Origin of the sequence: Sphingobium sp. SJ10-10, assembly GCF_036038995.2 — a bacterium.
Lineage (GTDB): Bacteria > Pseudomonadota > Alphaproteobacteria > Sphingomonadales > Sphingomonadaceae > Sphingobium.
On sequence record NZ_CP158138.1, the window covers coordinates 13,493 to 38,777 of the forward strand.

A 25,285-nucleotide genomic window follows, 5' to 3' on the forward strand; every position below is an offset into this window, starting at 1 on the left:
ATGAATATTCAGAGCCCAACGCCCATGAGCGTAGCCTTCGGACTCGGCACCGAGCCGTTGTCAATCACACCGAATATCTCGACTGAACATTTTGAGCAGGAGCGCGAGCATGTATTTGCACATTCGTGGCTCAATCTCGGCCGTGAAGATCAAATCCCTCGCCCCGGTGACTATTTTGTCCGTGAGCTCGATATTCTTCGAACGTCAGTGATCGTCGTCCGCGGGCAGGATGGCGTTGTCCGTGCTTTTCACAATATGTGCAAGCATCGCGGCAACAAGCTGGTCGGCCCGGGGCGGGAAAAGGGCTCTGTCAAAGGATTTGCCTGCAGCTTTCATGGGTGGACGTATAACACCAAGGGTGAACTCGTCATTGTGCCTGACGAGGACCAGTTCTTCGACTTCGACAAATGTGCAAACGGCATGACCCCGCTTGCAACTGAGGTTTGGGAGGGACTCATCTTCGTGAACGCGGCGCCTCGGGAAAGCCTTTCCGATTGGCTTGGAGAGATCCAGGGGCAATTTGACGGCTACTTCTCCAAAGGTAACCACGTCGCTAGCTACGAAGCTAAGGTTAGGGCAAACTGGAAAGTGGTTTTGGATGCTTTCGTCGAAGCTTATCACGCGCCGTTTCTTCACGGAAAAAACTATCCAGATGCCCTCACCGGGGCCAACAACCCCTTGTGCCATCTGCCTGTAGTTAAACTCTTCCCGCGACACCGAATGATGTCGATTGAGTCGAACCCTAATCCCACCCTCACTCGCACCGAAGAGATTCTTCTGAAGTACGTGGATGGCGTATTCTCAGCGATGGTCAAGCCTCTTGACAATGATTCGCTTCCCCCCGGCGTTAACCCTGAACGGATCGACAACTGGGCATTCGATGCATATACAATCTTTCCTAATTTCTACCTAGCTCCGATGCGTGTTTTTCACTTTGTCACTTATCACTTTTGGCCAATCTCGTCCAACGAGACCCTCTGGCAGACTGACCACTACGTCATTCCCCCCAGCAACGCGGGAGAGAGGATTGCGTTGGAATTTTCAAAGTCTTTTGCCAGGGACGTGCAGCGTGAAGATCTCATCACACTGGAAAATACCCAGCGCATGTTGGAGTCGGGAGTCATGTCGCACATGCACTTGTCAGATCAGGAAGTGTGCGTCCGCCATGGGTACAAGGTCATCGAGCAAGCTATCACCGAGGGAGTGAAATGACCATGAATGCTGAGACACCCTCCAGAAGTCTTCCTGCGGAGTTCGGTGAATTAGAACCCTACGTTGAGAAATGGAATGTTGAACCGCTTTCTCGGCGGCAGCAAGCACGGATTAGCAGCAGTCTCCAGGATCTGAGATCGTTCTACGATGCAATGATGTCGCGGGGCGATGAAGCTATTGAGTATCTTAATTCTGTCGACCTGAACGATCCTCCTCCAGAAGCAAAAGCGCTCCTGAACATGATGCGTTCGCTGATGGAAGTGTCGCACTCTGTGGAGCTTTGGGATCGAGTTGATCAACCTGGCGCATATGATTTCGACAGGGTGAAGTTTGTACTCGATCAGTAAGGATTTCTTATGATTAAGATTTATCACATTCTTCCCACGAACGATACAATGGGGGGGTCGCGCAATGCAGCAAAGGTATCCATCGCGTTAAGGGAGATCGGCGAAGCGTTTGAGATCATTGATCTTAATCGGGAAAGGGACCTCAGACCAAGTCAAACACCATTTAAGAAAGACATTAACCCCAATGGAGTTACGCCTGCTATAGATGACAACGGATTTCTGTTATGGGAATCCTCCGCTATTCTCCGATACCTTGCGGATACGCGCGCTGCGCTGATTAGCGACGACCTGCGCTGCCGGGCGATTGCACAGCAATGGCTTGCGTGGGAGGCTTCCACATTTCAGCCAAGTTTCCTTTCCTATTATTTTGCAGTGTCGAGTGCTCAAGAGGATAATACGACGGCAGCCGAGACTCAATATCAGTACAAACTGCAGATACTGGAAGACGCTCTTAAGAGAAGTGGCGGTTTCCTCGCCGGAGAATATTCAATCGCCGACATCGCTGTTGGCGCTATCGTTCCGATTGGATTTCATCTGGGTATCGATCTCCGTGGCTACCCCTCTATTGTTCAATGGCTTGCCACACTCTCGAATAGGCCTGCTTGGAAATCTGAATTGTCGTTCCAACAGGATATGTCGGCGGGAAGGTCATCGAACCTCATTTAATTCGAAGAGGTAAATTCATTATGCCTAACGTAATCGACACTCATGGCCACATCCTTGAACCAAGGAGTTTGTGGGAAGATTACCTAGAACAAAGATATCGTGATCGTGCAATTCGCTTCTGTAGCACTGATAAAGGGGTGGATTACATGATTCTCGACGGCAAACCATCGCCGTATTCCTTCGGTGTTGGCCCCTTTTCGGCCGGGATGGGACAGCCATACGAGAAGCTAAGAACCGTTGGAGCCTTCGGATATTTCGACGGCCCCCCTGGTGCATACGACCCGCACGAGCGTCTTAAGTTCATGAACGAAGAGGGAATTAGTAAAACACTGATTTATCCAAGCGCTGGTCTTATTTGGGGATCAGAAGTTAAGGATGTTGAGATCAACGCCGCTTATACTCGCGCCTATAATAATTGGGTTTTTGACTTTTGTTCCAGTGATCGAGAGCGACTTATTCCGATCGGCTTTGTCCCGGTTCTTGATGTGAATGAAGGTGTCAAGGAAATCCGTCGGGTCGCTGCTATGGGGGCCAAGGGCATCCTCTTGTTCGCAACTCCTCTCACTCGCGAAGGGTTTTGGCACCAGTCATACGATGCTTTATGGTCTGCACTTGAGGAGGTCGACCTGCCCGCTATTTTTCATCCCGCCTTAAACGAGAACTTTTTCGGCAGTCAGTGGGTCACTGGAGACCAAGACGGTATCACCGACGACCGCTACCTACTTTACATGGAAAGTTGCGCAGTTGTTGTTGATGTGCAGGGAGCCCTCGCACAGTTATTCCAAGGAGGAGTGTTTCATCGTCATGAGAATCTCAAGTTATTGCTACTCGAGACGGGTGCCGGTTGGATTCACCATGCTTTAGAGCGAGCAGATCAAAAGTTCGCCCGAGTTGCAGATCGTTCTCCCTTAAAGATGTTGCCGAGCGATTACTTTAAAAGGCAGTGCTGGATTGGAATGGAGCCGGACGAGACAAGTGTTCCCTATCTTGTCGACATTTATGGTGACCGGTTTGTTTGGGGAACCGACATGCCTCATTGGGATGCGATCCCCGGAGCGTTGGACGTAGCCAGAGGTACGACCCAGCAGTTATCCCAAGATCGCCAGGATGCAATATTTGGGCGAGCAGCTGAGAAGCTTTTTAGAATCTAGTTCCCTAGTCCTGCGATTAGAGGCTTCACCTCCACGAAGTAAGCTATAGTCAATCAGGTATCATTAATATGGATGCTATTAAAATATGTAAAACGTCTGACGTCAAGGAAGGTGATGTAAGAAGGTTTTTGGTCGGAGATTTAGACGTCGCTGTCTACAATATAGGTGGGTGTTTCTATGTCACGGACGACACATGCACCCACGGTCCAGCGTCCCTATCAGATGGATTCGTTGAGGGTGAAACTGTAGAATGCCCTTTTCACTATGGAGTATTCCATGTTCCAACCGGGAAGCCGTTAAAGTCACCGTGTGTTAAGCCCATTACTACGTATGTGGTTAAGGTATCTGATGATTGTGTATTCGTAATATTATAATAGCCTAATTACGGTCGGCGTATTTTCCCAAAGTACCCTGCCGCTAAAAGAGAGAGAGAGAGGGAGAAATCATGAGAGGTTATGAACGTAGCTTGCCGACGAGGGGGTCAACCAAACGTTACTCGATGAAAGGCGCTAGCCTATCTGCGCTAATCGCGTACGGGGTGATTCTAACCGAGCCCGCATTTGCGCAGGTTTCAAGCACTATTTCCCCGACACGGCTGCAGGCAAATGAAAGCAACCCAAATTCGAGTGGCGTAGAGTTGGGCGATATCGTCGTGACCGCTCGGAGAAGGAGCGAGAATCTACAGGAGACCCCGATCGCGGTTACTGCGCTAACGGGCGCGACGCTTGAGAATAGAAATATCTCCAATGTTGCTGAGGTAGGGCAGTTCGCTCCCAATGTTAACCTACAGCCCGTAGCGAATCTTTCCGGAAGTAGCGCATCGCTTACCGCCTTCATCCGAGGTGTCGGCCAGACCGACTTTCAGATTACCTCGGACCCCGGTGTTGGGGTATACGTGGACGGCGTTTACATGGCTCGATCCGTCGGAGCTCTTTTAGAGATGGCCGATATTGAAAGTGTCGAGATATTGCGCGGTCCACAGGGAACGCTGTTTGGTAAAAACACGATTGGGGGTGCTATTCTAGTAAATTCGAAGCTTCCATCCGATCAGTTTGAACTGGCTGTCGAAGCGGCAACGGGAAGTTTTAACCGGGCAGATGTGCGTGGGGTTATTAATGTACCGCTGACTGATACGATGGCGATCCGTGCAGTGGCTTCTTACGAAACGCGTGACGGTTACATGAGGCGCTTGCTTGATGGCGGGCGCCAAGGGAATAAGGATAGTTTTGGAGGCCGAGTTACTATCAAGTGGGATCCAACCCCTAATTTATCTGCCATCTTGGCAGCTGACGTCAATATTCGCCGTGAAGAGTCTGCTGCAAACACGCTCTTAGCTATCAACGATTCTCCAACATTTAATCCATTTGCGCCAAGTGCGATATACTGGTGGAATAAGGTTAGGTCAGGATCGAGTTGCGGTGCGGACGGACAGCTTGCCCCTCCGTCAAATCCCTCTTGTGTAACGAGCCGGTGGGTTACGAGTGATATAGACACGACATGGTCTAATGCGAAAAATAAATCAAACTTCGATCTTTGGGGATTAAACATGACCCTAAAATGGGATGTCGGGGATATCTCAATTAAGTCAATTTCGTCATATAGAGATCAAAAGTCTAACTTTTTTTATGATCTAGACGGCTCTCCCCTACCGGTCCTGCAGTCAATTGAGGATATAAATATTCATCAATTCTCACAAGAAATCCAAATTAACGGTAGCCTTTTTCATGACACGGTGAAACTGACATCAGGGGTCTATTATCTTAAAGAAAAGGGTGAAGAAAAGAACCCTGGGGATTTTGGCTTTGCTGATTTCGTAGCTGGAGGAAAAGTCGATAACGATAGCTATGCCGCGTATGCTCAGGCTTCTGTAAAAGTCACTGAGCGATTATCTGTTACGCCCGGCATTCGCTATACAGAGGAAACGAAGACGTATGATCCGTCTGACAGAAGAATTACTGTTGACTATACCTCCGGTGTATTCCCGGGGTTTCCGGATGGGGTATACGCCACACTTAGCCGTTGTGTGATCTCGAGCGTTCCACAACCGATCTCCCCGGCATGCATCGCCGATCCTGTGCTCAATCCTAGCGGAACACAGGTTCTCCCGGCGGTGAAAGTCAAAACGGTAGCAAAAGAATGGACGCCGTCCTTCTCGGTAGACTATAAAATCAACGATAATGTTCTCGCTTATGCTTCCTATTCAAAAGGGTTCAAGAGTGGCGGGTTTGTGATGCGTGTTTTCCCAGCTGAACCTGTCACACCTGTTTTTGATCCGGAATTTGTGGAAAGCTATGAGGCCGGCCTTAAGATGTTTCTTCTTGACCGTCACCTACGCCTTAATCTGGCTGCCTTTATTTCGGACTATTCGTCAGTTCAGATTGTTGTTCAGGAAGGATTGGGGCCGAAACTTCGTAACGCTGGGGATGCGCGGTTTAAGGGGCTAGAAGCTGAAGGGGACATATTGCCTGTCGATTGGCTTCGAGTTAGCTTTGGGGTCGGATATCTAGATGCTTATTATCGGTCCGTGGCCCCCAATGCCGTTGGAGTTAACCTTGATAGCAGACTTGCTTTTGTCCCGGAGTGGACTGGGTCCTTTGCAATTAACGCTGAAGTATATGACGGAAGAAGTGGAAAGTTGGTGCTTAATGGAAATGGTTCGTATCAGTCGTCGACATTTAGAGATGCGGCAAACAATCCATTGCTATACCAACCTGGATTTAGCATATTTGGAGCCAGTGCGTCCTTCACGCTTCCAAATAATAAGACGAAGCTGACTGCTGGTGTTACGAACATTACTGATAAGCGGTTTATCAGGGGTGGCTTCAGTGATCCTATAACGATTGGAACAACAATAGCCTCTTATTCGCCGCCGAGAGAATGGTTTTTAAAAGTGAGGCATGAATTCTGAGCGGAGGATCTTTTACCATTATAGGGGCTCGACTGTTATGATGAACTCAGTGGAAATAGTAAGTAAGCCAATGCCGGAAATCGCCAATTCGTTCGTCATCGGCGGAAGCTCGACCAATTATCATGACGTCGGCGAGGGCGATCCGGTCCTGTTGGTTCATGGTTCCGGGCCTGGCGTGACTGCATGGGCCAACTGGCGCCTGAACATTCCGGTTCTTGCTCAGGATTTCCGGGTCATCGCGCCCGACATGTTCGGTTTCGGCTATTCGGACAGCAAGGGCCGGATCGAAGACAAGCAGGTCTGGGTCGATCAGCTCGCCAGTTTTCTCGACGGATTGGGCATCGACAAGATTTCGATGGTCGGCAACTCGTTCGGTGGCGGGATCACGCTGGCATTCATGATTGCCCACCCCGATCGGGTGGAACGCGCCGTTCTGATGGGGCCTGCAGGGCTCAACTTTCCGATTACTCCTGCGCTCGACAAGGTTTGGGGCTACGTGCCGTCAGTTGAGGCCATGCGCGAATCGCTCAAGTACCTTGCCTGGGATCACAGCCGCCTGACGGAGGATCTGATCCAGTCGCGCTATGTCGCCAGCGCCCGGCCCGAAGCACATGAACCCTATCATGCAACGTTCGGCGGCGCCGACCGCCAGGCCAACGTGGCGATGCTCGCCAGCCGCGAGGAGGACATCGCCGCAATCGCGCACGAGACCCTGATCCTGCACGGGATTGCCGATCAGGTGATCCCGCTCGATTCCACCGTACGCTTGGCCACGCTGATGCAGCGGGCCGATCTGCACCTGTTCGCCGAATGCGGACACTGGGTGCAGATCGAGCGGATGGCAAGTTTCAACCGGATGGTTGCCGAGTTCTTTAAGCATGGCCTCAAGGCCTGATCGGAGAGGAGATTCGTCATGGCTTTGACTGGTGTAATTCGTCCTGGCTATGTCCAGCTCAGGGTTCTGGACTTGGACGAGGCCATTATCCACTACCGCGACCGGATTGGTCTAAACTTCGTCAATCGCGAGGGGGATCGGGCCTTTTTCCAGGCGTTCGACGAATTCGATCGGCACAGCATTATCCTTCGCGAGGCCGATCAGGCGGGCATGGATGTGATGGGCTTCAAGGTCGCGAAGGATGCCGACCTCGATCATTTCGCCGAGCGCTTGTTTGATAGCGGCGTCCATGTCGATGTGATCGCGGCCGGGTCGGACCCCGGCGTAGGCCGCAAGATCCGCTTCAACACGCCCACCCAGCACGTGTTTGAACTCTATGCCGAGATGGAATTGTCTGCCAATGGCCCGGCCACCAAGAACCCGGACGTCTGGCAAGTCGAACCGCGCGGCATGCGCGCCACCCGTTTCGATCACTGCGCGCTCAACGGCGTGGACATCTCCGCCTCGGCGAAAATCTTCGTCGATGCCCTTGATTTCTCGGTGACAGAGGAACTGGTCGACGAGGCGAGTGGTGCGCGTCTTGGCATCTTCCTAAGCTGCAGCAACAAGGCCCATGATGTCGCCTTCCTAGGCTATCCCGAAGACGGCAAGATCCACCACACCTCGTTCAATCTCGAATCCTGGCACGACGTCGGCCATGCGGCCGACATCATCAGCCGCTACGATATTTCGCTGGATATCGGGCCGACCCGTCACGGGATCACCCGCGGGCAGACGATCTACTTCTTCGATCCCTCGGGCAACCGCAACGAAACCTTCAGCGGCGGTTACATTTATTATCCGGACAATCCGCAGCGCATGTGGCAGGCAGAGAGCGCTGGCAAGGCCATCTTCTACTACGAAAAGGCGCTCAACGACCGCTTCATGACGGTGAACACCTGATCATGGACGGGGTGGTTTCGGTCCGGACAGTAGGCCACGAATTGGCGCTCAAGGCAGCGGCTGCCGCCGTTGCCATGGGTGAGGCGGCGGGCTGTCCGGTCGTTGCCGCGGTGGTCGGCGCGGGGGGAGACCTGGTCGCGTTCGTGCGCGCCAGCGGCTCCCCTTCGCCGTCTGCAAAGATCGCGCAGGACAAGGCTTACAGCGCCGCCAGCTTCCGCGTCCCGACTCCGGATCTCTATGCGATGGTTTCGAGCAATCCGGCCTTGCGCGACGGGATCGTCGCGCAGCCGGGATTAGCGATGTTCGGCGGCGGCCTGCCGATCGAAATCGCCGGTGAATTCGTCGGTGCGATTGGTATTTCCGGCGGGAGCGAAGCGATGGACGTCGAGTACGCCAACGCCGGCCTCGCTGCGATCGGCGCAAGGCAATTCTGACGCCCCATGGGCTCTGGCAAAACGTAGGTAATATGCACCAATGACTTCCGTCTCCTCCTCTCCAATCACGGATACTATCCTGAACTTCATCGACGGGTCCTATCGCGAAGGCAGCGAGGGCAAGTCGTTTTCCAACGTCAATCCGGCCACCGGGGCCGAGATCGGGGTTGTGCACGAAGCAAGCCAGGCAGACGTCGCCGACGCCGTGGCTGCGGCCAAGGCCGCGCTTACCGGGCCGTGGGGCAAGATGACCACGGCCGAACGGGTCAATCTGATCACCGCCGTGGCGACCGAGATCGAACGCCGAGCGGACGATTTCCTGGCTGCAGAAGTGGCCGACACCGGCAAGCCGCGCCATGTTGCGTCGCATATCGATATTCCGCGCGGAGCCGCCAACTTCCGCATGTTCGCCGATGTCGTCTCGACGATGCCGGGCGAAAGCTTCAACACGCCAACCCCCGATGGCGGCCAGGCGTTCAACTATACCGTGCGCAAGCCCAAGGGAGTGGTCGCCGTCGTCTGCCCGTGGAACTTCCCGCTGCTGCTGATGACCTGGAAGGTTGGCCCGGCGCTTGCCTGCGGCAATACCGTGGTGGTCAAGCCGTCCGAGGAAACGCCTCGGACCGCTGCCCTGCTGGGCGAAGTGATGAACGCGGTGGGCATGCCCAAGGGTGTCTACAACGTCGTCCATGGATTCGGTCCGGGTTCGGCCGGCGAATTCCTCACGTCCAACCCCGATGTCGATGCCATCACCTTCACCGGGGAAACCGGCACCGGACAGGCCATCATGCAGAAGGCCGCGACCGGCGTTCGCGACATCTCGTTCGAACTCGGTGGCAAGAACCCGGCGATCGTGTTCGCCGATGCCGACCTCGACAAAGCGGTCGAGGGTCTGTCGCGCTCGGTCTTCCTGAACACCGGGCAGGTCTGCCTCGGAACCGAGCGGGTCTATGTCGAACGGCCGATCTTCGATGCCTTCGTGGCGCGGATGGCGGCGGCGGCGCAGGGCTTCAAGCCGGGCGTGACCGGTGATCGCGCCTATCTCGGCCCTCTGATCAGCGCCGAGCACCGCGAGAAAGTGCTGGGCTACTATCGCCGTGCGGTCGAGGACGGGGCCACCGTGGTCACCGGCGGCGGCGTTCCTGAAATCTCGGGCGCGGAAGCAGGCGGCTTCTACGTGGAACCGACGCTGTGGATCGACGTCGCCCACGGCGATACCGTGATGCGCGAGGAAATCTTCGGGCCGTGCTGCGGCATCGTACCGTTCGACAGCGAGGACGAGGTGATCGCGCTGGCAAACGATACGGTTTACGGACTGTGCGCCTCGGTCTGGACCGAAAACCTGTCCCGCGGACACCGCGTGGCGGCGGCGATGGAGGTGGGGGTGTGCTGGGTCAATTCCTGGTTCCTGCGCGATCTGCGCACGGCTTTCGGCGGGTCCGGCCATTCCGGCATCGGCCGGGAAGGCGGGGTGCACAGCCTCGAATTCTACACCGAGATCACCAACATTTGCGTGAAGCTGTAAGACGATGACAATCGACCCCAAGACTATCGAACAAGCGGCCCTGGCGCTGCGCGGCGCGGCCGAAAGCGGCAGACCGGTCAGTCCGATCCGAGACCTGATTGCCGCCGGTGGCGTTGAGGCCGCCTATGCTGTGCAGGAAGTCAACACCCGGCACTACCTGGCTAGCGGGCGGCGGCTCGTAGGGCGCAAGATCGGCCTGACTTCGCTTGCAGTCCAGCGCCAGTTGGGGGTGGACCAGCCCGATTACGGGATGCTGTTCGCAGACATGGACGTGCCGGAAGGCATCCCGGTGTCGCTTGATCAGGTCATCCAGCCCAAGGTCGAGGCCGAGATTGCGATCGTCGTTGGGCGGGATTTGCCCCACCCCGACATGACCACCGCCGAGATGATCCGCGCGGTCGAATATGTCGTTCCGGCAATCGAGATCGTCGACAGCCGCGTCGCCAACTGGGACATCAAGATCTGGGACACGATCGCCGACAACGCGTCGAGCGGGCTGTTCGTGCTCGGCGCGGTGCCGCGCAAGCTAGATAGGCTGGATTTGCGCACGTGCGGCATGGTTATGGAGGTAAAAGGCGAGCCGATTTCGGTCGGCGCCGGGATCGCCTGTCTTGGTAGCCCAATCACCTCTTCCCTGTGGCTGGCGCGGGTCATGGCGAATGCCGGGCGGCCCCTGCTGGAAGGCGACGTGATCCTTTCGGGCGCGCTCGGCCCGATGGCCGGGGTTTCTCGCGGCGATGTCGTCGAAGCGCGGATCAATGGGCTTGGCACCGTCCGGGCTACGTTTGCTGCGGACTGAATTGGAATTGGAGGTCGGTCAAATGGCCAGGATGAAATGCGCGATTATCGGTTCCGGCAATATCGGCACTGATCTGATGATCAAACTGCTCAAGGGCTCGGACACTCTGGAGCTGGCGGCGGTAGTCGGGATCGATCCGGCCTCGGAAGGCCTGGCGATGGCCCGCGAACGGGGCGTGGCCACCACTCACGAGGGGATCGAGGGCCTGTGCCGGATGCCGCAATATGCCGATATCGGCATCGCCTTCGATGCGACTTCGGCCTATGCGCACAAGGCGCATGACGAGATACTCGCCCGCGACGGCAAGCTGATGGTCGACCTGACACCGGCAGCGATCGGTCCGGCGACCATCCCGCCGGTCAACCCCGCGGTCGATGCGACCGTTCGCAACATCAACATGGTGACCTGCGGCGGCCAGGCTACGATCCCGATCGTCGCGGCGGTCTCGCAGGTGGCCAAGGTGCACTATGCGGAAATCGTTGCGTCGGTTTCGTCGCGCTCCGCCGGTCCCGGCACCCGTGCCAACATTGATGAGTTCACCCGCACCACAGCGCGGGCGATTGAGACTGTCGGCGGTGCGGCCAAGGGCCGGGCTGTGATCATTCTCAATCCCGCCGAACCGCCGATGATCATGCGCGATACGATCTTCACGCTGTCGGAAATGGTCGATGAGGAAAAGGTGCGAGATTCGGTCCTGGCGATGATTGCCAGGGTGCAGTCATACGTGCCGGGCTACCGGCTCAAGCAGGACGTGCAGTTCGAACGCTTCGGTTCGAACCGGCCGCTCAAGATCCCCGGCTACGGTGAATTCGAAGGCCTCAAGACCAGCGTGTTCCTCGAGGTCGAGGGCGCGGGTGATTATCTGCCCAACTATTCCGGCAATCTCGACATCATGACCGCTGCCGCCAAGGCGGCAGGCGAGAGCTTGGCCAAGACTCATATGGAAAAGATCGCAGCATGACCTTTGATCCAACATCTGATCGGCTCTACATCCAGGACGTGACCTTGCGCGACGGGATGCACGCCATCCTGCATATGTATGGCACCGACAGCGTGCGAACGATCGCCAGGGCGCTTGACGAGGCAGGGGTGGATGCGATCGAGGTCTCGCACGGCGATGGCCTGAATGGTTCGACCTTCAACTATGGGTTTGGCGCCCATACCGACTGGGACTGGATCGAGGCTGCCGCCGATGTCATCCAGAACGCGGTGCTGACAACGCTTCTGGTGCCCGGCATCGGCACCGCCGAAGAACTCAAGCGCGCCTATGCCATGGGGGTGCGCTCCGTGCGCGTCGCGACCCACTGCACCGAGGCCGACGTCGGCAAGCAGCACATCGGCATCGCGCGCGATCTGGGCATGGACGTATCGGGCTTTCTGATGATGAGCCACATGATCGAGCCCGAGGCGCTCGCCCAGCAGGCGCTACTGATGGAAAGCTATGGCGCGCATTGCGTCTATGTCACCGACAGCGGCGGGGCGCTCGACATGGATGGCGTGATTGCACGTCTCCAAGCCTATGACCGGGTGCTCAAACCTGAAACCCAACGCGGCATCCATGCGCACCACAATCTGTCCCTGGGCGTGGCCAATTCGATCGTCGCCGCGCAAGCCGGCGCGGTGCGGATCGACGCGAGCCTTGCCGGGATGGGTGCGGGAGCCGGTAACGCACCGCTCGAGGTGTTCATCGCCGCCGCCAACCGCAAGGGATGGAAGCACGGCTGCGACGTGATGGCGCTGATGGACGCGGCGGACGACATCATCCGCCCGCTTCAGGACCGTCCGGTGCGGGTCGATCGCGAGACGCTCAGCCTGGGTTATGCAGGCGTCTATTCAAGCTTTCTGCGCCATGCGGAAAAGGCAGCGGAGCAGTACGGAATCGATACCCGCGAGATCCTCGTCGAGTTGGGCAACCGCCGGATGGTCGGAGGCCAGGAAGATATGATCATCGACGTTGCGCTTGATCTGATCAAGGCCAAGGTGAACTGAGATGGACAGGCTGGCGAAATACGCGGAAACGCTCGACACCGCTCAGCGCGAAGCAACAGCTACCCCGCAGATCACCCCTGTGGACACCGCTTTCACGGTGGAAGAGGCCTATCAGGTGCAGAAGCTCTCGGTCGATCGGCGCCTGTCGCGCGGCGAACGGCGCATCGGCGTCAAGATGGGGCTGACCAGCCGGGCCAAGATGTTGCAGGTCGGCGTCGACGAAGTGGCCTGGGGCAGGCTGACCGATGCGATGCTGGTCGAGGAAGGATCCGCCCTTTCGCTCGCGCGCTACGTCCACCCCCGGGTCGAACCGGAAGTCGCCTTTCTGATGAAGGCCCCGCTGGTCGGTAAGGTGACTGCCGCCGCTGCGCTGGCAGCAGTCGAAGCGATCGCCCCGGCGATGGAGATCATCGACAGCCGTTACGAGAACTTCAAGTTCGCGCTCGAGGACGTGATCGCCGACAACACTTCCTCGTCGGGGCTGGTGATCGGATCCTGGCACGATCCCCGGATCGATTTTTCGAATCTGGGCGTGATCCTCGAAATCGATGGCGAAGTGGTACAGGTCGGGTCGACCGCGGCGATCCTTGGCCACCCCATCCGTTCGCTGGTTGCTGCGGCCCGGCTGGTTGCCGAAGCGGGCGAACAGATCAACGCCGGTGACATCGTCATGGCTGGCGGCATCACCGCCGCGCCCAACCTGGCTCCCGGCCAGACCGTGCGGACGACCGTGCAGAACCTTGGCGCGGTCATGTTCCAGGTGGAGGCCTGATATGCCGATCATCGAGGTCAACCTGCTCGAAGGGCGCCCGCCGGAAGCCAAAGAGCGGCTGATCCGGGCGCTGACCGATGCTGCCATCGATGCGATCGGGGCCCCGCGCGAGTCCGTTCGCGTAATTCTTCGCGAGATGGACCCAGCGCATTTCGCGGTGGGGGGGGTAAGCTTTGCGGCGAAGGCCGCTGCCGCGCAGCCCCGAGTCGAAGAAGATTGGTCGAATGAGGCTTGAGCCCTACCAGATCCGGATCCTCGGAGGGGGGCAGTTCGCTTGCCCCGAGGGTGAACGCGTACTGATCGCGATGGAGCAGTTTGGTGCCAGCGATATAGGAGTGGGCTGCCGTGGCGGTGGTTGCGGGTTTTGCCTGGTTCGAGTTGTCGAAGGCGAATACCGGACCGGCAAGATGAGCACGGCCAAGGTTTCTGTCGCCGACCAGGAACTAGGCTTTGCCTTGGCATGCCAAATATACCCGAAAAGCGACCTAATCATTCAAACTTCATTCAACAAACACAATAAGTATATTCAATCAATTATTAATTGTAATGCGACAAATTCCTAATTATTTCTCTCTGAATGTTGAATCATGTATTACAGAGACTAGGCATTCAATGAAGTGGATAGCATGTTTCGGGAGTATTTATGCATTCGGTGGTTGTAATTGGCGCAAATCTCGCGGGTGGACGCGCTGTCGAGTCCTTGCGAAACGCTGGCTTCGAGGGCCGGATTACCTTGGTTGGAGAGGAGCCTTGGCTTCCATACGAGAGACCGCCGCTGTCCAAGGACGTGCTTTGGGATTCTGCCAGCGCAGCCGACAATCTCTTCCTCCACGATGAGCGCTGGTATGCAGACAACCGGATCGACGTCCGGCTAGGGGTGCGGGCCCAATCGATCGATTTGACAGCCCGCGGTATTTGCTTGGCTGGAGGCGAGTTAATTCAGGCTGATTGCATCCTGCTTGCTACAGGTGGCGCCCCTCGCAAGCTTAACATCGAAGGCGCTGATGCCAAAAACCTCCATTATCTGCGAACGAAAGATGACGCAACACGCATTGCGGCCAGTCTTTCTGCTGGCGCACGAATTGTCATTGTAGGTATGGGCATTATCGGGGCAGAGGTTGCGGCCAGCGCTGTTAAACTCGGCTGTGAGGTAATCGCGATCGAGCCCTTAGCGGCACCAATGGTACGAGCTCTTGGGCCGCAGTTCGGGCGTTGGCTGGGGGCTGAGCATCGCAAGAATGGTGTTGATACTAGGTTTGGCCGCGGCGTGACGAGCATGAAGGTCTGCAATGGCCGGATATCGCAGATCGAACTCGATAATGGATCGCTGGTGGCCTGCGATACCGTAGTGGTCGGAGTCGGTATTGTACCAAATATCGAATTGGCGAAAGGGGCAGGAATTGCAACCGCCAACGGGATCATTGTCGATCGAGAGTGCCGCACTAGTCATTCGTATATCTTTGCAGCAGGCGACGTGGCAGAACAGGAGAGTTTCTTCGGAGGCCGAATCCGTCAGGAAACTTACCAAAATGCCTCAGAGCAGGCGCACGCTGCAGTGATGGCGATGCTTGGCCAAAAGGTCGATTATTGCCGACCAGCTTGGTTTTGGAGCGATCAATTTGACCTAAATATTCAGTTTTGCGGACACGTGCCGGTGAATGGCGATGTTGTGGTGCGCGGTGATGTAGAGGAAAAGTCATTTACCGCATTCTTCAGGTCTGGTCCAGCCATCGAAGGAGTTCTTACGGTGAACCGCGCACAGGATATGGGCATCGGCAGGCGTTTGGTCGAACGTCGGCTCTATGCGGCAGCAGAACACTTAAGTGACAGGGACCTAGCTTTACGCGAGTTGCTGAACGACTGACCGGCTGACGCCGGTAGGATCATCGGGCGGGGCTGAAGCCTTGTTTGTGGGTATGTAGGTGGAGATATCATTGGTGATGTTGCCTGAGGTGGGCGCCTCCATTTACCGCTCGCCAAAGTAGCATGGGGATGACCGGGCAGTGGGAGCGAGCGATGCGGCAATCGGGGTTTTTCGGGCTATCGGACCACATGGGGCTCTCGGCGGACGGCGATCCGCTGGAGGTTCTGGCGCGGGTGGTGGACTTCGAGGCGTTTCGTCCCACGTTGCTGGCCGCGCTGGCCTATTCGGACGGCGCCAAGGTGGGCGCCCGCCCTATGGATCCGGTGGTGATGCTCAAGGTGCTAGTGCTGGCGGCGCAGAACAATGTATCGGACGCGCGCATGGAATGGCTGATCCGCGACCGGCTGAGTTGGCTGCGCTCCTGGGCTTTGACCTCGGCGGCGACGCCGGATGCGAACACGATCGCATGTTCCGTGAGCGGCTGCGGCCGGCGCGCTCGATGCGCTGTTTGCCGATTTCGATCGCCAGTTAAAGGCGCGCGGTTACCTGCCGATGGGCGGGCAGATCGTCGATGCCACGCTGGTGGCGGCGCCCAAGCAGCGGAACACCGAGGCCGGCGGCAAAGACGGGCAAGGGCGCCGCCGAGATCTGGCCGGACGAACCGGCCAAGGCGCGGCAGAAGGATACCGACGCGCGCTGGACGCTGAAGTTCGCCAAGGCCCGACCCACCGGCGATGGCAGGCCACAACCCGATATTGCGATCCCGAGCTTCGGCTACAAAAGCAGCATCGCAATCTGCCGGGCCTTCGGCTTCATCCGCGGACAAAGTCGCTAACCGACACGTGCGGCGGGATTTTGACGAACATATGAACGTGATCGCTCGACAGCGCGCCGTTGATGATCGTCACGCCCGGCAAATCCTTTAGTAAGAGCCTGATTCATAATTATCCGATTGCTCAAAGATTATTTTTACAAACTTGATTACCGAAAAGGGAGTGGAAGAGATGACAATAAGATCGCTCGGTATCATGCTGGGATCTACATTGATTTATCCGACGATAGCCTATGCCCAAGGCACGCAACATTCACAAACGTCCCTCGCAGCTGACGCAAGGGAAGTCAGTAACGACGAGATAATAGTGACGGCGCAAAAACGAGAACAAGTCATGAGCCGCGTACCCGTTACTATGAATGTGGCTACCAATAAAGAGATTACCGCACTTGGCATTACAAAAACCGACGACCTCGCTAAGATCGCACCAGGTTTTACCGCCGCCCGGGTATCCCAGTCCGGCTCGGTAGTCTACACTCTGCGTGGTGTTGGATTGAACGAGTCTACTTTAGGCGCATTGCCGTCAGTAAGCGTCTATGTCGATGAAGCTCCTTTACCTTTTGGCTTCATGGCACAGAGCACAGCGCTTGATCTTGAGCGGATAGAGGTCTTGAAAGGCCCACAAGGGCTGCTATTCGGTCAAAACTCCGCCGCCGGTGCGATTAACTTTATCGCAAAGAAACCCACGAGGCAAGTCGAGGCAGGAATTCGTGCCAGCGCTGGCCGCTTCAATACCTTCGATTCTGAGGCATATATTAGTGGCCCTCTATCCAGCACATTGTCCGGTCGGATAGCAGTGAATGGTGTTCATGGAGGAGATTGGCAACAATCGTACACAAGGGACGACGAAATCGGGAAATCTCGACGCGCCGCTGGGCGTATGCAACTGCTTTGGGAGCCATCACCAAGGCTTCGTGCCCTCGCTAATGTCAACGGATGGCTCGATAAGTCAGATCCACAAATTCCGCAATACGCGGGTCCGAATCTGTTGGCGCCGCCATTTGCGCTGCCGGGTGTGGCGAATTATCCCCTGCCAGCTAAGCCGACAAACAGAGACGCAGATTGGTCTATTCTCCCAGCCCCAGCAGGCACCTCCCCGCTCGGCGGAACTAAATGGGGGAACGATAATTACTTCTGGGGCGCTGGGCTCAGAATCGATTGGGACGTATTTAGCGACGTGACGCTGACTTCATTAACTAATGTCGGCCGCGCTCGGCTCGACTCGATTACTGATATTGATGGCGCCGTGTTTGATACCCAGCACTACCGCCTAACCGGAAATCTCCGAACGACAGACCAGGAAGTGCGGCTGACAAGTAAGATTGGGCGCTTTGATCTCACTGCTGGCGGAAGTTTTGAATATGCGCGAGCGCGCGAACAGAATTACGGATGGATCCCGGATCAGAGCTCTGTAGTAGCGTTCAATTTTTTGCCCACTCCGACGAGAAACGTCGCATATTCGGCCAATCAGACACACAAAACGTGGGGTATATTTGGAAGTATCGATACCTATCTTACCGACGAGTTAAGCCTGATAGGCGGAGTCCGTTATAGCGATGTAAGGCATAAATTGCTCGGCGCTTGTATTGCAGATGGAGGGGATGGTGGCTTCGCTGCCGTCGGATCTTTCCTTAGCGGGACGGCGCGATCAGTGGCAGGGCTTCCACCAATGCCAAATCTGTTTGCGCCTGGTGGATGCGTAACCCTTGGCCCCGATTTCCTTCCATACCGAGCAAAAGATAGTTTTTCAGAGGATAATGTCTCTTGGAAATTTGGCATTAACTGGAGAGAGAGCTCGCAAGTCTTTATGTATGCGAGCGTCAGCCGAGGCTACAAATCGGGAAGCTACATAAACACTGCCGGTCTTAGCTACAAGACATATCTCACACCGGTGAGACAAGAAGAGAACACGGCATATGAGGCGGGCGTCAAGCTATCTATGATCAATAGGTCCGTGCTCGTGAATGCCTCGGTTTTCTATTATGACCTTACCGACAAACAGATTCTCGGGACGTTGGTCGATCCATTCTTCGGAACACTTCCAGTGCTTGCAAACATTCCGAAATCACGCGTGGTCGGCTTCGATGCGGATATAACGCTCCTACCTGTTCATGGATTGACCATACGGGGCGGGATAAACCATAGTGATAGTAAAGTTAGGTCTCACATGATCTTGCCGAGATATGACTCGGTTCCGGAGGACATTTATGGATTTCCTTTTCCGTTTGCGCCTAAATGGAGCCTGACGGGGCAGGCCGACTGGGAGTGGGGTCTGGGCGACAGTCATCAGATGTTTGTGGGTGCATCTGGGCTATATAATAGCGATACAAATGCTATAGCGGCGAAAGGACCGGGGACGCGGATAAAAGCCTATGGTACCCTCGACCTGAGAGCCGGTATTCGCGCTAGTAATGGGAGATGGGAAGCAATGGCGTGGGGACGAAATGTTACAAACACGTACTATTGGAATAATGTAGGTTTCAATGGCGATGTTCTTGGCCGAACGACGGGTCTTCCCGCCACGTACGGTGTTACCGTTACTTTCAAGCTGATAAACAAGTGAGCTGGGTACCTCCATTTGTAGAAGTGGCTTGGTTGGTCTGCACAGGGTTCGGCAACAGATAAGTGGATCGTCCGCCGGTTGCTGTTTCGAACTGCCGATATGGGCCGTCATGCAGGAAGGGCGTAGCCCGACCGGAGTGACGGCCCATATCAGCGGCCAAGGTCATGCTGCCATCGTCAGCGGCAGGTTGTCAAAGTATGCCTGATCCTGCGTCTTGGCGGCCAGGCTCGAGTGCGGCCTCCTGGCATTGTAGAAGGCCAGGTACCGACCGATCGATCCCCGGGCTTCGCTGACCGCCGCGTAGGCGCGCAGGTAGACCTCCTCGTACTTTACCGAGCGCCACAGTCGTTCAACGACAACATTGTCGCGCCATGCGACGCGGCCGTCCATGCTGATGGCAATGTCCTCCCGGCGCAGCACGCTGGTGAACGCCAGCGACGTGAATTGGCTGCCTTGATCGGTGTTGAAAATCTCCGGCTTTCCATACCGCGCCAACGCTTCCTCAAGTGCCTCGACGCAGAAGTCGGCCTCCATCGTGATTGATACCCGGTGGGCGAGGACCTTGCGGCTGAACCAGTCGACGATAGCCACCAGATAGACGAAACCCCGCGCCATCGGGATGTAGCTGGACACCTCGAAGAACCGTCTGGACACCCTGAAAAACCCGGTGGTTTTGAGGCTGGGAATGTGATTCCATCGCGCTGAGCGATGGAGGTGCATGTGTCTGTGCAGCGTGGCTTTTTCGATCTGGATGCGCGGTATGCGGCGCTTTCGGCTGCGGGCGATCCGCTGGAGAAGCTGAATGCCCTGATCGACTTCGAGATATTCCGGCCCACGCTGGACGCGGCCTTGCAGCGATCGGACGGCAGCAAGGGCGGCCGCCCGCCGATGGACGCGGTTATGATGTTCAAGACGCTGATCCTGCAGACGCTCTACGGCTTGTCGGCCCAGTGACCTCATAAGTGTGAAAACGGCCATCTGAAAGAACGGATGGAGAATCTCTGCGCTCGATCATGCCCCGACTTGTATGGAATTGCTGACGACGCGGCTGATTGCGCGGCGACAACTACGATGGCCGGTTGAGCGGCAACTATGATGGCCGGTAGGATCGGTTGTCTGGGCTGATCGTAGGGAGGGGCGGAGCCCCGACCGGAGAGCGGACCAGACAACCGATGGCGATCTTCTTTCCCCTTCTTTCGGGGGTTGGTCGGGGCTGCGGCGGGCGGTGGTATCGGAACACTCATCGAACAAGGAACGATGGGTTTGCGATGCCGGGCCACCACATTTCCGATCAGCAGGTATTTCTCTTCATGACCCATCGTCGCCAACACACCCAGGCCGTCGCGGCTGCCAAGGCCGGTATCAGCGAGCGCAGTGCACGCCGGATCGAGAACGATCCGCAGCTTCCGTCCCAGAAGAAGAAGGAGCGCCACTGGCGCACCCGCGCCGATCCTCTCGAGCCATTCTGGCCACGTGTCGAGGAGTTGCTCCAGATTGACGGTATCATTGCCGTCACGGTCTTCGAGACGCTCCAGGACGAGTTCGGCGAGGATGCTGTTCCCGATGCGATACGACGAACACTGGAACGCCGGATCGCCCGCTGGCGGGCCCTGCACGGCGGTGAGAAGGAGATCTTCTTCCCGCAGCATCATGAGCCCGGTCGGCAGGGCCTGTCGGATTTCACGGTATGCGATAGTCTCAAGGTCACGGTTGCCGGCGAGACCCTGGCCTATCGCCTCTACCACTTCCGCCTGGCGGCGAGTGGCTGGGAGCATGCGGCTGTCGTGCTGGGCGGGGAGAGCTTTGCCGCCCTTTCGGAGCACCTGCAGGATGCGTTGTGGAAGCTGGGCGGTGCGCCGGCCGAACACCGCAGCGATTCCCTGTCAGCCGCCTACAAAAACCTCGACGCCGATGCGCAGCGGGATTTCACCCGAAGCTATGACGAGCTGTGCCGTCATTACGGCATGCTTGCCACCCGCAACAACCGCGGCGAGGCGCACGAGAACGGATCGATCGAAGGTCCGCACGGTCACCTCAAGCGGCGCCTCGATCAGGCCCTGCGCCGGCGGGGCAGCCGCGATTTCGTCAGCATCGAGGCCTGGCGCGAGTTCGTTGACGCCCAGGTCGCCAGGCAGAACCGACGGCATGCCGCGCGCATCGATGCAGAGCGCAAGCTACTCAAGGCGCTGCCCGCAAAGCGAACCACCGATTTCGCCATGGTCACCGTCGATGTCACCCGCAACGGCACCGTCGGCATCGATCGGGTTACCTATTCGGTGCCTTCCCGCCTCGTCGGACGGCGCCTCAACGCGCATCTCTTTGACGATCGCATCGAGCTCTTCCTCGGTCCGGACAGGGTAATGTCCACGCCGCGTGTGCGGATCAGTCATCCCCACCGGGGGCACAGCATCGATTTCCGGCACATGATCGGTAACCTGCGCCGCAAGCCCGGTGCACTGCGCAACCTCGTCTACCGCGAAGCCCTGTTCCCCGATCACGCCTACCGGCGGGCCTGGCAAGCCTTCGATGCCCAGCTCGACGGACGGCAGGCCTGTCGCGATGCCGTCGCACTGCTCGATATCGCCGCCAGGGGCGACTGTGTCGACGTGCTGGCCCGGCGGATCGATGAGGCACTCGACAGCGGGCGCCTGCCCGATGTCGATGCGCTCAGGGACGAGTTCCTGCCAACCGCAAAATCGCAGCGCGATGTCACTATCCCGCCACCCGATCTGCACAGCTACAACAGCCTGATCGCCAGCGGGGAGGTGCACTGATGACCCGCACCAAAGACCAGGCCGCCGCCGTGCTGCCTACCCTGCTCAAGGCCTTGCGCCTGCCGAGCATCAACCGCAACTGGAAGCGCCTCACCGACACCGCCGATCGCGATGGCTGGCCGGCCGCCAACCTGCTCGCCTCACTCCTCGAGATCGAGATGGCCGACCGTTCCTCCCGGCGCATCCAGCGCCATCGCGACCAGTCCGGCCTCCCGGCAGGCAAGACCTTCGCCACCTTCGATTTCGACGCCGCCCCCGGCATCCGCAAGCCGCACCTCTTGTCCCTGGCTGCCGGCGACGACTGGATCGAGAGCGGTGGCAACCTGCTGCTGTTCGGCCAGAGCGGCACCGGCAAGACGCACGCGGTTGCCGCCATCGGCCATGCCCTCATCGACGCCGGGCGACGTGTCCTGTTCTGCTCCACAACCGACATGGTCCAGAAGCTCCAGGCCGCACGCCGCGACCTCAGCTTACCCGCGATGCTCGACAAGCTCGACAAGTTCGATCTCATCGTCCTCGACGACCTGTCCTACGTCCGCAAGGACCAGGTCGAGACCAGCGCCTTGTTCGAGCTCATCGCCCATCGCTACGAGCGCCATTCGATCGCCATCACCGCCAACCAGGCCCCTGTGCATTATTCGGACACAGATTCACGGTAGCGGTTTGGTGAGCAGCGGCAGGAGGCCTTCGGCGTCGAGGTCGAGGCGGTCGGACCAGATATAATCGCCGGTGAGATTGATCCGGTCCCATCCCAGCGGCGACAGCCGGGACACCATGGCGGGTCCGATCGGCGTACCCCGGCGTCGCAATTCGCCGATGGCGCGACCAAGATAACGGCAATTGAACAGGATGATGGCGGCGGTGACGAGGTTGAGGCCGGCCGCGCGGGTCTGCTGGTTCTCCATTCCGCGGTCACGGAAACGGCCGAGGCGATGGAAGGCGACAGCCCGGGCCAGGCTGTTGCGTGCCTCGCCCTTGTTCAACTCGGCGGTGACGGTGCGGCGAAGATCGCTGTCTTCAAACCAGCGCAGCGTGAACAGCGTGCGCTCGATCCGCCCGACCTCGCGGAGAGCGGCCGCAAGACTGTTCTGTTGCCGGTAGGCGGACAGCTTCTTCAGGATCAGCGATGGCGTGACGGTGCGGTCTCGCATCGCCCCTATTACCTGGGATATCTCGTCCCAGTGGCTGATGATCAGGTCGCGGCTGAGGCGGCGCCCGAACAGCGGTGCGAGCCGACCATAACGCCGTGCCGGCTCGAAACCATAGAGACGCCGGTCCGACAGGCGTGGAATCCGGGGCTCGAAGTCGAGACCGAGCAGGTGCATGACGGCGAACACGATATCGGAAACACCGCCTCCATCGGTATGCAGGGCGGTGAGGTCGGCGCTGCTGTCGTGGCCGAGAATGCCGTCGAGCGCGTGGATGGCCTCGCCGGCCGTGCCGGCGATCACCGTCTGATGGAGTGGCGCGTATCGGTCGGTGATGGTGGTGTAGATCTTGACCACCGGGTCGCGACCATAATGCGCGTTGATCGTCCCGCCGGCTTCACCCGGCCCACCGAGATAATAAGCCTGGCCGTCCGCCGAGGCACGATGCCCTGGACCAAACCAGGCGGCGAGCGGCTCGGCATGGATGGCGTCGGTCAGGCAGGCGAGCGCGGCGCGGAAAGTCTCTTCGCGCATATGCCAGGTCTGCATGCGCAAGAGGACACGCCGGGAAGCGACGCCGCAGACTTCCGCCATGCGGGACAGGCCGAGGTTCGTTGCCTCGGCGATCAGCGTCGCGAGAAAGGCACGTTCGTCGGAAGGCGGCAGGCCCGTCGAGACATGACCGAAGTGCGAGATGAACCCGGTCCAGCGCTCGACCTGCGACAGTACGTCCGTGATCCGGGTCGTGGGCACCATGCCGTAACAGGCAAGCGCGAGTTGCCGGCCATCATCCTGACCGGCCTCTTCGGCCGGCTCTTTCGGAAACCGCAGCCGTTCTCCGGCGAAGAGCGCGGGGTCGCGCTTGTCGAGATTGCCAGCGACATCGCGCAGGGCGTCGTCGAGCCGTGCCGCTCTCTCCTCGAGCCAGGCGTGCGGATCGCCGAGCGAGAATGCCTGTTTCGGCACGGCATTGCCGGCTGGCGGGGCGAGCAGCACGCCGAGCGAGCGATGGATGCGGGCTGTCGGCACCCACATTCCACCCGACGCCAGGGCGTTGGCGAGGGCGCTGTAGGTCGCCAGCTCCCAATGGGTGCGATCGATCCCGCCGGGCGTCACGACATACCGGCGCCAGCGCCGCTCGATGTGACCGAGCGGTACGCCGGCAGGCAGTGGCTTGCGCCAGTCTCCATCGAGATCCGCAAGGAGAGCCATCGCCTCGCGCAACTCCTGCATGCCCGTCCGGCCCCGGAAATCGAAAGCACGCACGAACAGCGGCCCCGTCCGCTTGAAAGTGCGATATTCGGCGGCGATCTCATCCAGCACTTCATCACGGTGCGGTGCGGCAGTCCGGCGGATGATCGCGGCGTCCGCATCGATCGTATCGAAGGATGCCACGGCGCTGACCGCCGCGACGATATCGCCGCCAGTTCGTTTCGCCTGGCTCATCGCTTCCAGAATCCTGGCGATGCGCAGCAACCGTTCGCGCCCTTCGCGACCGGAAACGGCCACCCGCTGTTCGAGCCGTTTCCGGGCACGCAGGTGAGAGCGGCCGACGAGCGCGCCGAACATATCGATCGCGGCATCGGTGAGCGTTGCTTCCAGTTCGCGCAGCGTCGCGAGAAGCACCACCCGTCTGCGGGCCGGGCGCATCTGCTGGAAAGCTTGCGCTGTATAACGCACGCCCTCCCGGGCAAATTGCGCCAGGCGCGGTGTGGCGCGGGGATCGATCGACAAGGCCGACACACCGGTGCTGCGGATCATGACGACCTTCTCGATGATTTCCATAAGCGAGCCGGCCGCTACACGCGGTTCCGGTTCGCGCAGCCAGGACAACCGGCTTTGCCGGTCATGGACCTTGTCATCGCTGAGCGTGTCGAGATGCTGACGCATCTCAGGTGTGAGGCTGCCATCGATCGCGGCCACGAGATCCGTTTCCGCATGGTGCATCGCCTCGGCCGCCATGCGCTCCACGACGCTGATACCGGGGATGACGATATGGCGTACGCGCATCTCATCCAGGAGCCGGTCCAGCAGTTCGCGCCCGTCGATGGTGGTTGCAGCCTCATTTGTCAGCCACGTCATCAATTCCGCGCGCTGTGGCCGGCTCAGATCGCTGAAGCCAAACCGTATCTTGATCGCGGCGAGTTGGTCGTAGCGTGTGGGCGTGCGTCTCGCGAAATCAGCGATGACGTCCGCATCCACTCCGACCTGTTCGGCAATATGGTCGAGCATGAGTGCCGGCAGCAGTTCGCCATGGCGCAGATGCCGGCCCGGATACCGCAGGCAGCAAAGCTGCAGGGCATAGCCGAGCCGGGTCGCAGGGGTTCGCGCGGTGCCGACCGCCGCGATGTCATCGTCGGACAGGCTATAGTGCTTCACGGTCATGGCCTCGTCCTCGGGCAGCGCCAACAGGGTGGCGCGCTGCCGCGTCGTCATTGGTATGCGTCCCGGCACTTGCGAACCT

General features: G+C 58.2%; 22 protein-coding genes and 4 pseudogenes. 23 read left to right on the top strand and 3 right to left on the bottom strand.

Translation table 11 applies throughout. The annotated features are described in order from the left end of the window. From VVT58_RS24070 to VVT58_RS24160, 19 genes and pseudogenes are all read left to right on the top strand, one after another. Positions 1 to 1,212: an aromatic ring-hydroxylating dioxygenase subunit alpha gene (locus VVT58_RS24070; protein ID WP_327753237.1), complete on the top strand. Its 1,212-nt coding sequence runs from the start codon at positions 1 to 3 to the stop codon at positions 1,210 to 1,212. After that, the gene (locus VVT58_RS24075; RefSeq protein WP_327753238.1) at positions 1,209 to 1,559 is read left to right on the top strand and encodes a hypothetical protein; all 351 of its coding nucleotides are present in this window, start codon (positions 1,209 to 1,211) and stop codon (positions 1,557 to 1,559) included. The genes VVT58_RS24070 and VVT58_RS24075 overlap by 4 nt, the downstream gene beginning before the upstream one ends. Positions 1,560 to 1,568: 9 nt before the next feature. After that, positions 1,569 to 2,225, top strand: a complete 657-nt coding sequence (locus VVT58_RS24080; protein WP_327753239.1) for a glutathione S-transferase family protein — start codon at positions 1,569 to 1,571, stop codon at positions 2,223 to 2,225. A 20-nt stretch (positions 2,226 to 2,245) separates the two neighbouring features. Further along, the gene (locus VVT58_RS24085) at positions 2,246 to 3,376 is read left to right on the top strand and encodes an amidohydrolase family protein (RefSeq protein ID WP_327753240.1); all 1,131 of its coding nucleotides are present in this window, start codon (positions 2,246 to 2,248) and stop codon (positions 3,374 to 3,376) included. 68 nt (positions 3,377 to 3,444) lie between these two features. Continuing rightward, a complete protein-coding gene (locus VVT58_RS24090; RefSeq protein ID WP_327753241.1) occupies positions 3,445 to 3,750 on the top strand; it encodes a non-heme iron oxygenase ferredoxin subunit in 306 nt (101 codons plus the stop codon). A gap of 71 nt (positions 3,751 to 3,821) precedes the next feature. Then, positions 3,822 to 6,284, top strand: a complete 2,463-nt coding sequence (locus VVT58_RS24095) for a TonB-dependent receptor (RefSeq protein ID WP_327753242.1) — start codon at positions 3,822 to 3,824, stop codon at positions 6,282 to 6,284. A 70-nt stretch (positions 6,285 to 6,354) separates the two neighbouring features. Further along, positions 6,355 to 7,179: an alpha/beta hydrolase gene (locus tag VVT58_RS24100; protein WP_352000209.1), complete on the top strand. Its 825-nt coding sequence runs from the start codon at positions 6,355 to 6,357 to the stop codon at positions 7,177 to 7,179. Between the two features lie 18 nt (positions 7,180 to 7,197). Continuing rightward, positions 7,198 to 8,121: a catechol 2,3-dioxygenase gene (locus VVT58_RS24105; protein WP_352000211.1), complete on the top strand. Its 924-nt coding sequence runs from the start codon at positions 7,198 to 7,200 to the stop codon at positions 8,119 to 8,121. A gap of 2 nt (positions 8,122 to 8,123) precedes the next feature. Then, positions 8,124 to 8,555, top strand: a complete 432-nt coding sequence (locus VVT58_RS24110; RefSeq protein ID WP_352000213.1) for a heme-binding protein — start codon at positions 8,124 to 8,126, stop codon at positions 8,553 to 8,555. Positions 8,556 to 8,595: 40 nt separating this feature from the next. Beyond that, positions 8,596 to 10,080 (top strand): 2-hydroxymuconic semialdehyde dehydrogenase, encoded by a 1,485-nt coding sequence (locus VVT58_RS24115; RefSeq protein WP_352000215.1) that lies wholly within the window; start codon positions 8,596 to 8,598, stop codon positions 10,078 to 10,080. Between the two features lie 4 nt (positions 10,081 to 10,084). Continuing rightward, on the top strand, positions 10,085 to 10,879 hold the full coding sequence (locus VVT58_RS24120) for a fumarylacetoacetate hydrolase family protein (RefSeq protein WP_352000217.1): 795 nt from the start codon (positions 10,085 to 10,087) through the stop codon (positions 10,877 to 10,879). Positions 10,880 to 10,901: 22 nt separating this feature from the next. Then, entirely contained in the window at positions 10,902 to 11,840 is a 939-nt protein-coding gene (locus tag VVT58_RS24125; RefSeq protein WP_008828140.1) for an acetaldehyde dehydrogenase (acetylating), read from the top strand. After that, positions 11,837 to 12,868, top strand: a complete 1,032-nt coding sequence (dmpG, locus tag VVT58_RS24130) for a 4-hydroxy-2-oxovalerate aldolase (protein WP_327752062.1) — start codon at positions 11,837 to 11,839, stop codon at positions 12,866 to 12,868. The genes VVT58_RS24125 and dmpG overlap by 4 nt, the downstream gene beginning before the upstream one ends. A gap of 1 nt (position 12,869) precedes the next feature. Beyond that, positions 12,870 to 13,640, top strand: a complete 771-nt coding sequence (locus tag VVT58_RS24135) for a fumarylacetoacetate hydrolase family protein (RefSeq protein WP_352000203.1) — start codon at positions 12,870 to 12,872, stop codon at positions 13,638 to 13,640. Position 13,641: 1 nt separating this feature from the next. After that, positions 13,642 to 13,875, top strand: a complete 234-nt coding sequence (locus tag VVT58_RS24140) for a 2-hydroxymuconate tautomerase (RefSeq protein WP_352000205.1) — start codon at positions 13,642 to 13,644, stop codon at positions 13,873 to 13,875. Further along, positions 13,865 to 14,203, top strand: a complete 339-nt coding sequence (locus VVT58_RS24145) for a 2Fe-2S iron-sulfur cluster binding domain-containing protein (protein WP_352000207.1) — start codon at positions 13,865 to 13,867, stop codon at positions 14,201 to 14,203. Before VVT58_RS24140 ends, VVT58_RS24145 begins: the two co-directional genes overlap by 11 nt. Positions 14,204 to 14,283: 80 nt before the next feature. Continuing rightward, positions 14,284 to 15,504, top strand: a complete 1,221-nt coding sequence (locus tag VVT58_RS24150) for an FAD-dependent oxidoreductase (RefSeq protein WP_327752070.1) — start codon at positions 14,284 to 14,286, stop codon at positions 15,502 to 15,504. Positions 15,505 to 15,833: 329 nt separating this feature from the next. After that, positions 15,834 to 15,911, top strand: a pseudogene (locus tag VVT58_RS24155) (hypothetical protein); the annotation flags it as partial. 164 nt (positions 15,912 to 16,075) lie between these two features. Next, positions 16,076 to 16,339 carry a hypothetical protein gene (locus VVT58_RS24160; RefSeq protein ID WP_327752071.1) on the top strand — a complete coding sequence of 88 codons (264 nt, stop codon included), beginning with the start codon at positions 16,076 to 16,078 and terminating at the stop codon, positions 16,337 to 16,339. Here the strand turns inward: VVT58_RS24160 and VVT58_RS24165 are convergent. After that, positions 16,317 to 16,412, bottom strand: coding sequence for a transposase (locus VVT58_RS24165; RefSeq protein ID WP_350339856.1), 96 nt, complete (start codon positions 16,410 to 16,412; stop codon positions 16,317 to 16,319). The two genes, VVT58_RS24160 and VVT58_RS24165, sit on opposite strands and share 23 nt — an antisense overlap. A 69-nt stretch (positions 16,413 to 16,481) precedes the next feature. Here VVT58_RS24165 and VVT58_RS24170 point away from each other — a divergent pair, with 69 nt between their 5' ends. Further along, positions 16,482 to 18,899, top strand: a complete 2,418-nt coding sequence (locus tag VVT58_RS24170; protein ID WP_327752072.1) for a TonB-dependent receptor domain-containing protein — start codon at positions 16,482 to 16,484, stop codon at positions 18,897 to 18,899. Between the two features lie 162 nt (positions 18,900 to 19,061). Here VVT58_RS24170 and VVT58_RS24175 read toward each other — a convergent pair. Next, positions 19,062 to 19,526, bottom strand: a pseudogene (locus VVT58_RS24175) (transposase); the annotation flags it as partial. A 93-nt stretch (positions 19,527 to 19,619) separates the two neighbouring features. Between VVT58_RS24175 and VVT58_RS24180 the strand changes: the two are divergent. The 3 genes and pseudogenes from VVT58_RS24180 to VVT58_RS24190 form a co-directional block, all read left to right on the top strand. Further along, positions 19,620 to 19,844, top strand: a pseudogene (locus tag VVT58_RS24180) (transposase); the annotation flags it as partial. A gap of 365 nt (positions 19,845 to 20,209) precedes the next feature. Beyond that, positions 20,210 to 21,673, top strand: a complete 1,464-nt coding sequence (gene istA, locus VVT58_RS24185; protein WP_327752078.1) for an IS21 family transposase — start codon at positions 20,210 to 20,212, stop codon at positions 21,671 to 21,673. Continuing rightward, positions 21,673 to 22,296: pseudogene (locus VVT58_RS24190) on the top strand (ATP-binding protein); the annotation flags it as partial. The gene istA and the pseudogene VVT58_RS24190, both read left to right, overlap by 1 nt. Positions 22,297 to 22,323: 27 nt before the next feature. Here the strand turns inward: VVT58_RS24190 and VVT58_RS24195 are convergent. After that, complete coding sequence (locus tag VVT58_RS24195; RefSeq protein WP_327752074.1) at positions 22,324 to 25,257, bottom strand: Tn3 family transposase; 2,934 nt, start codon at positions 25,255 to 25,257, stop codon at positions 22,324 to 22,326. Positions 25,258 to 25,285: the final 28 nt, after the last annotated feature.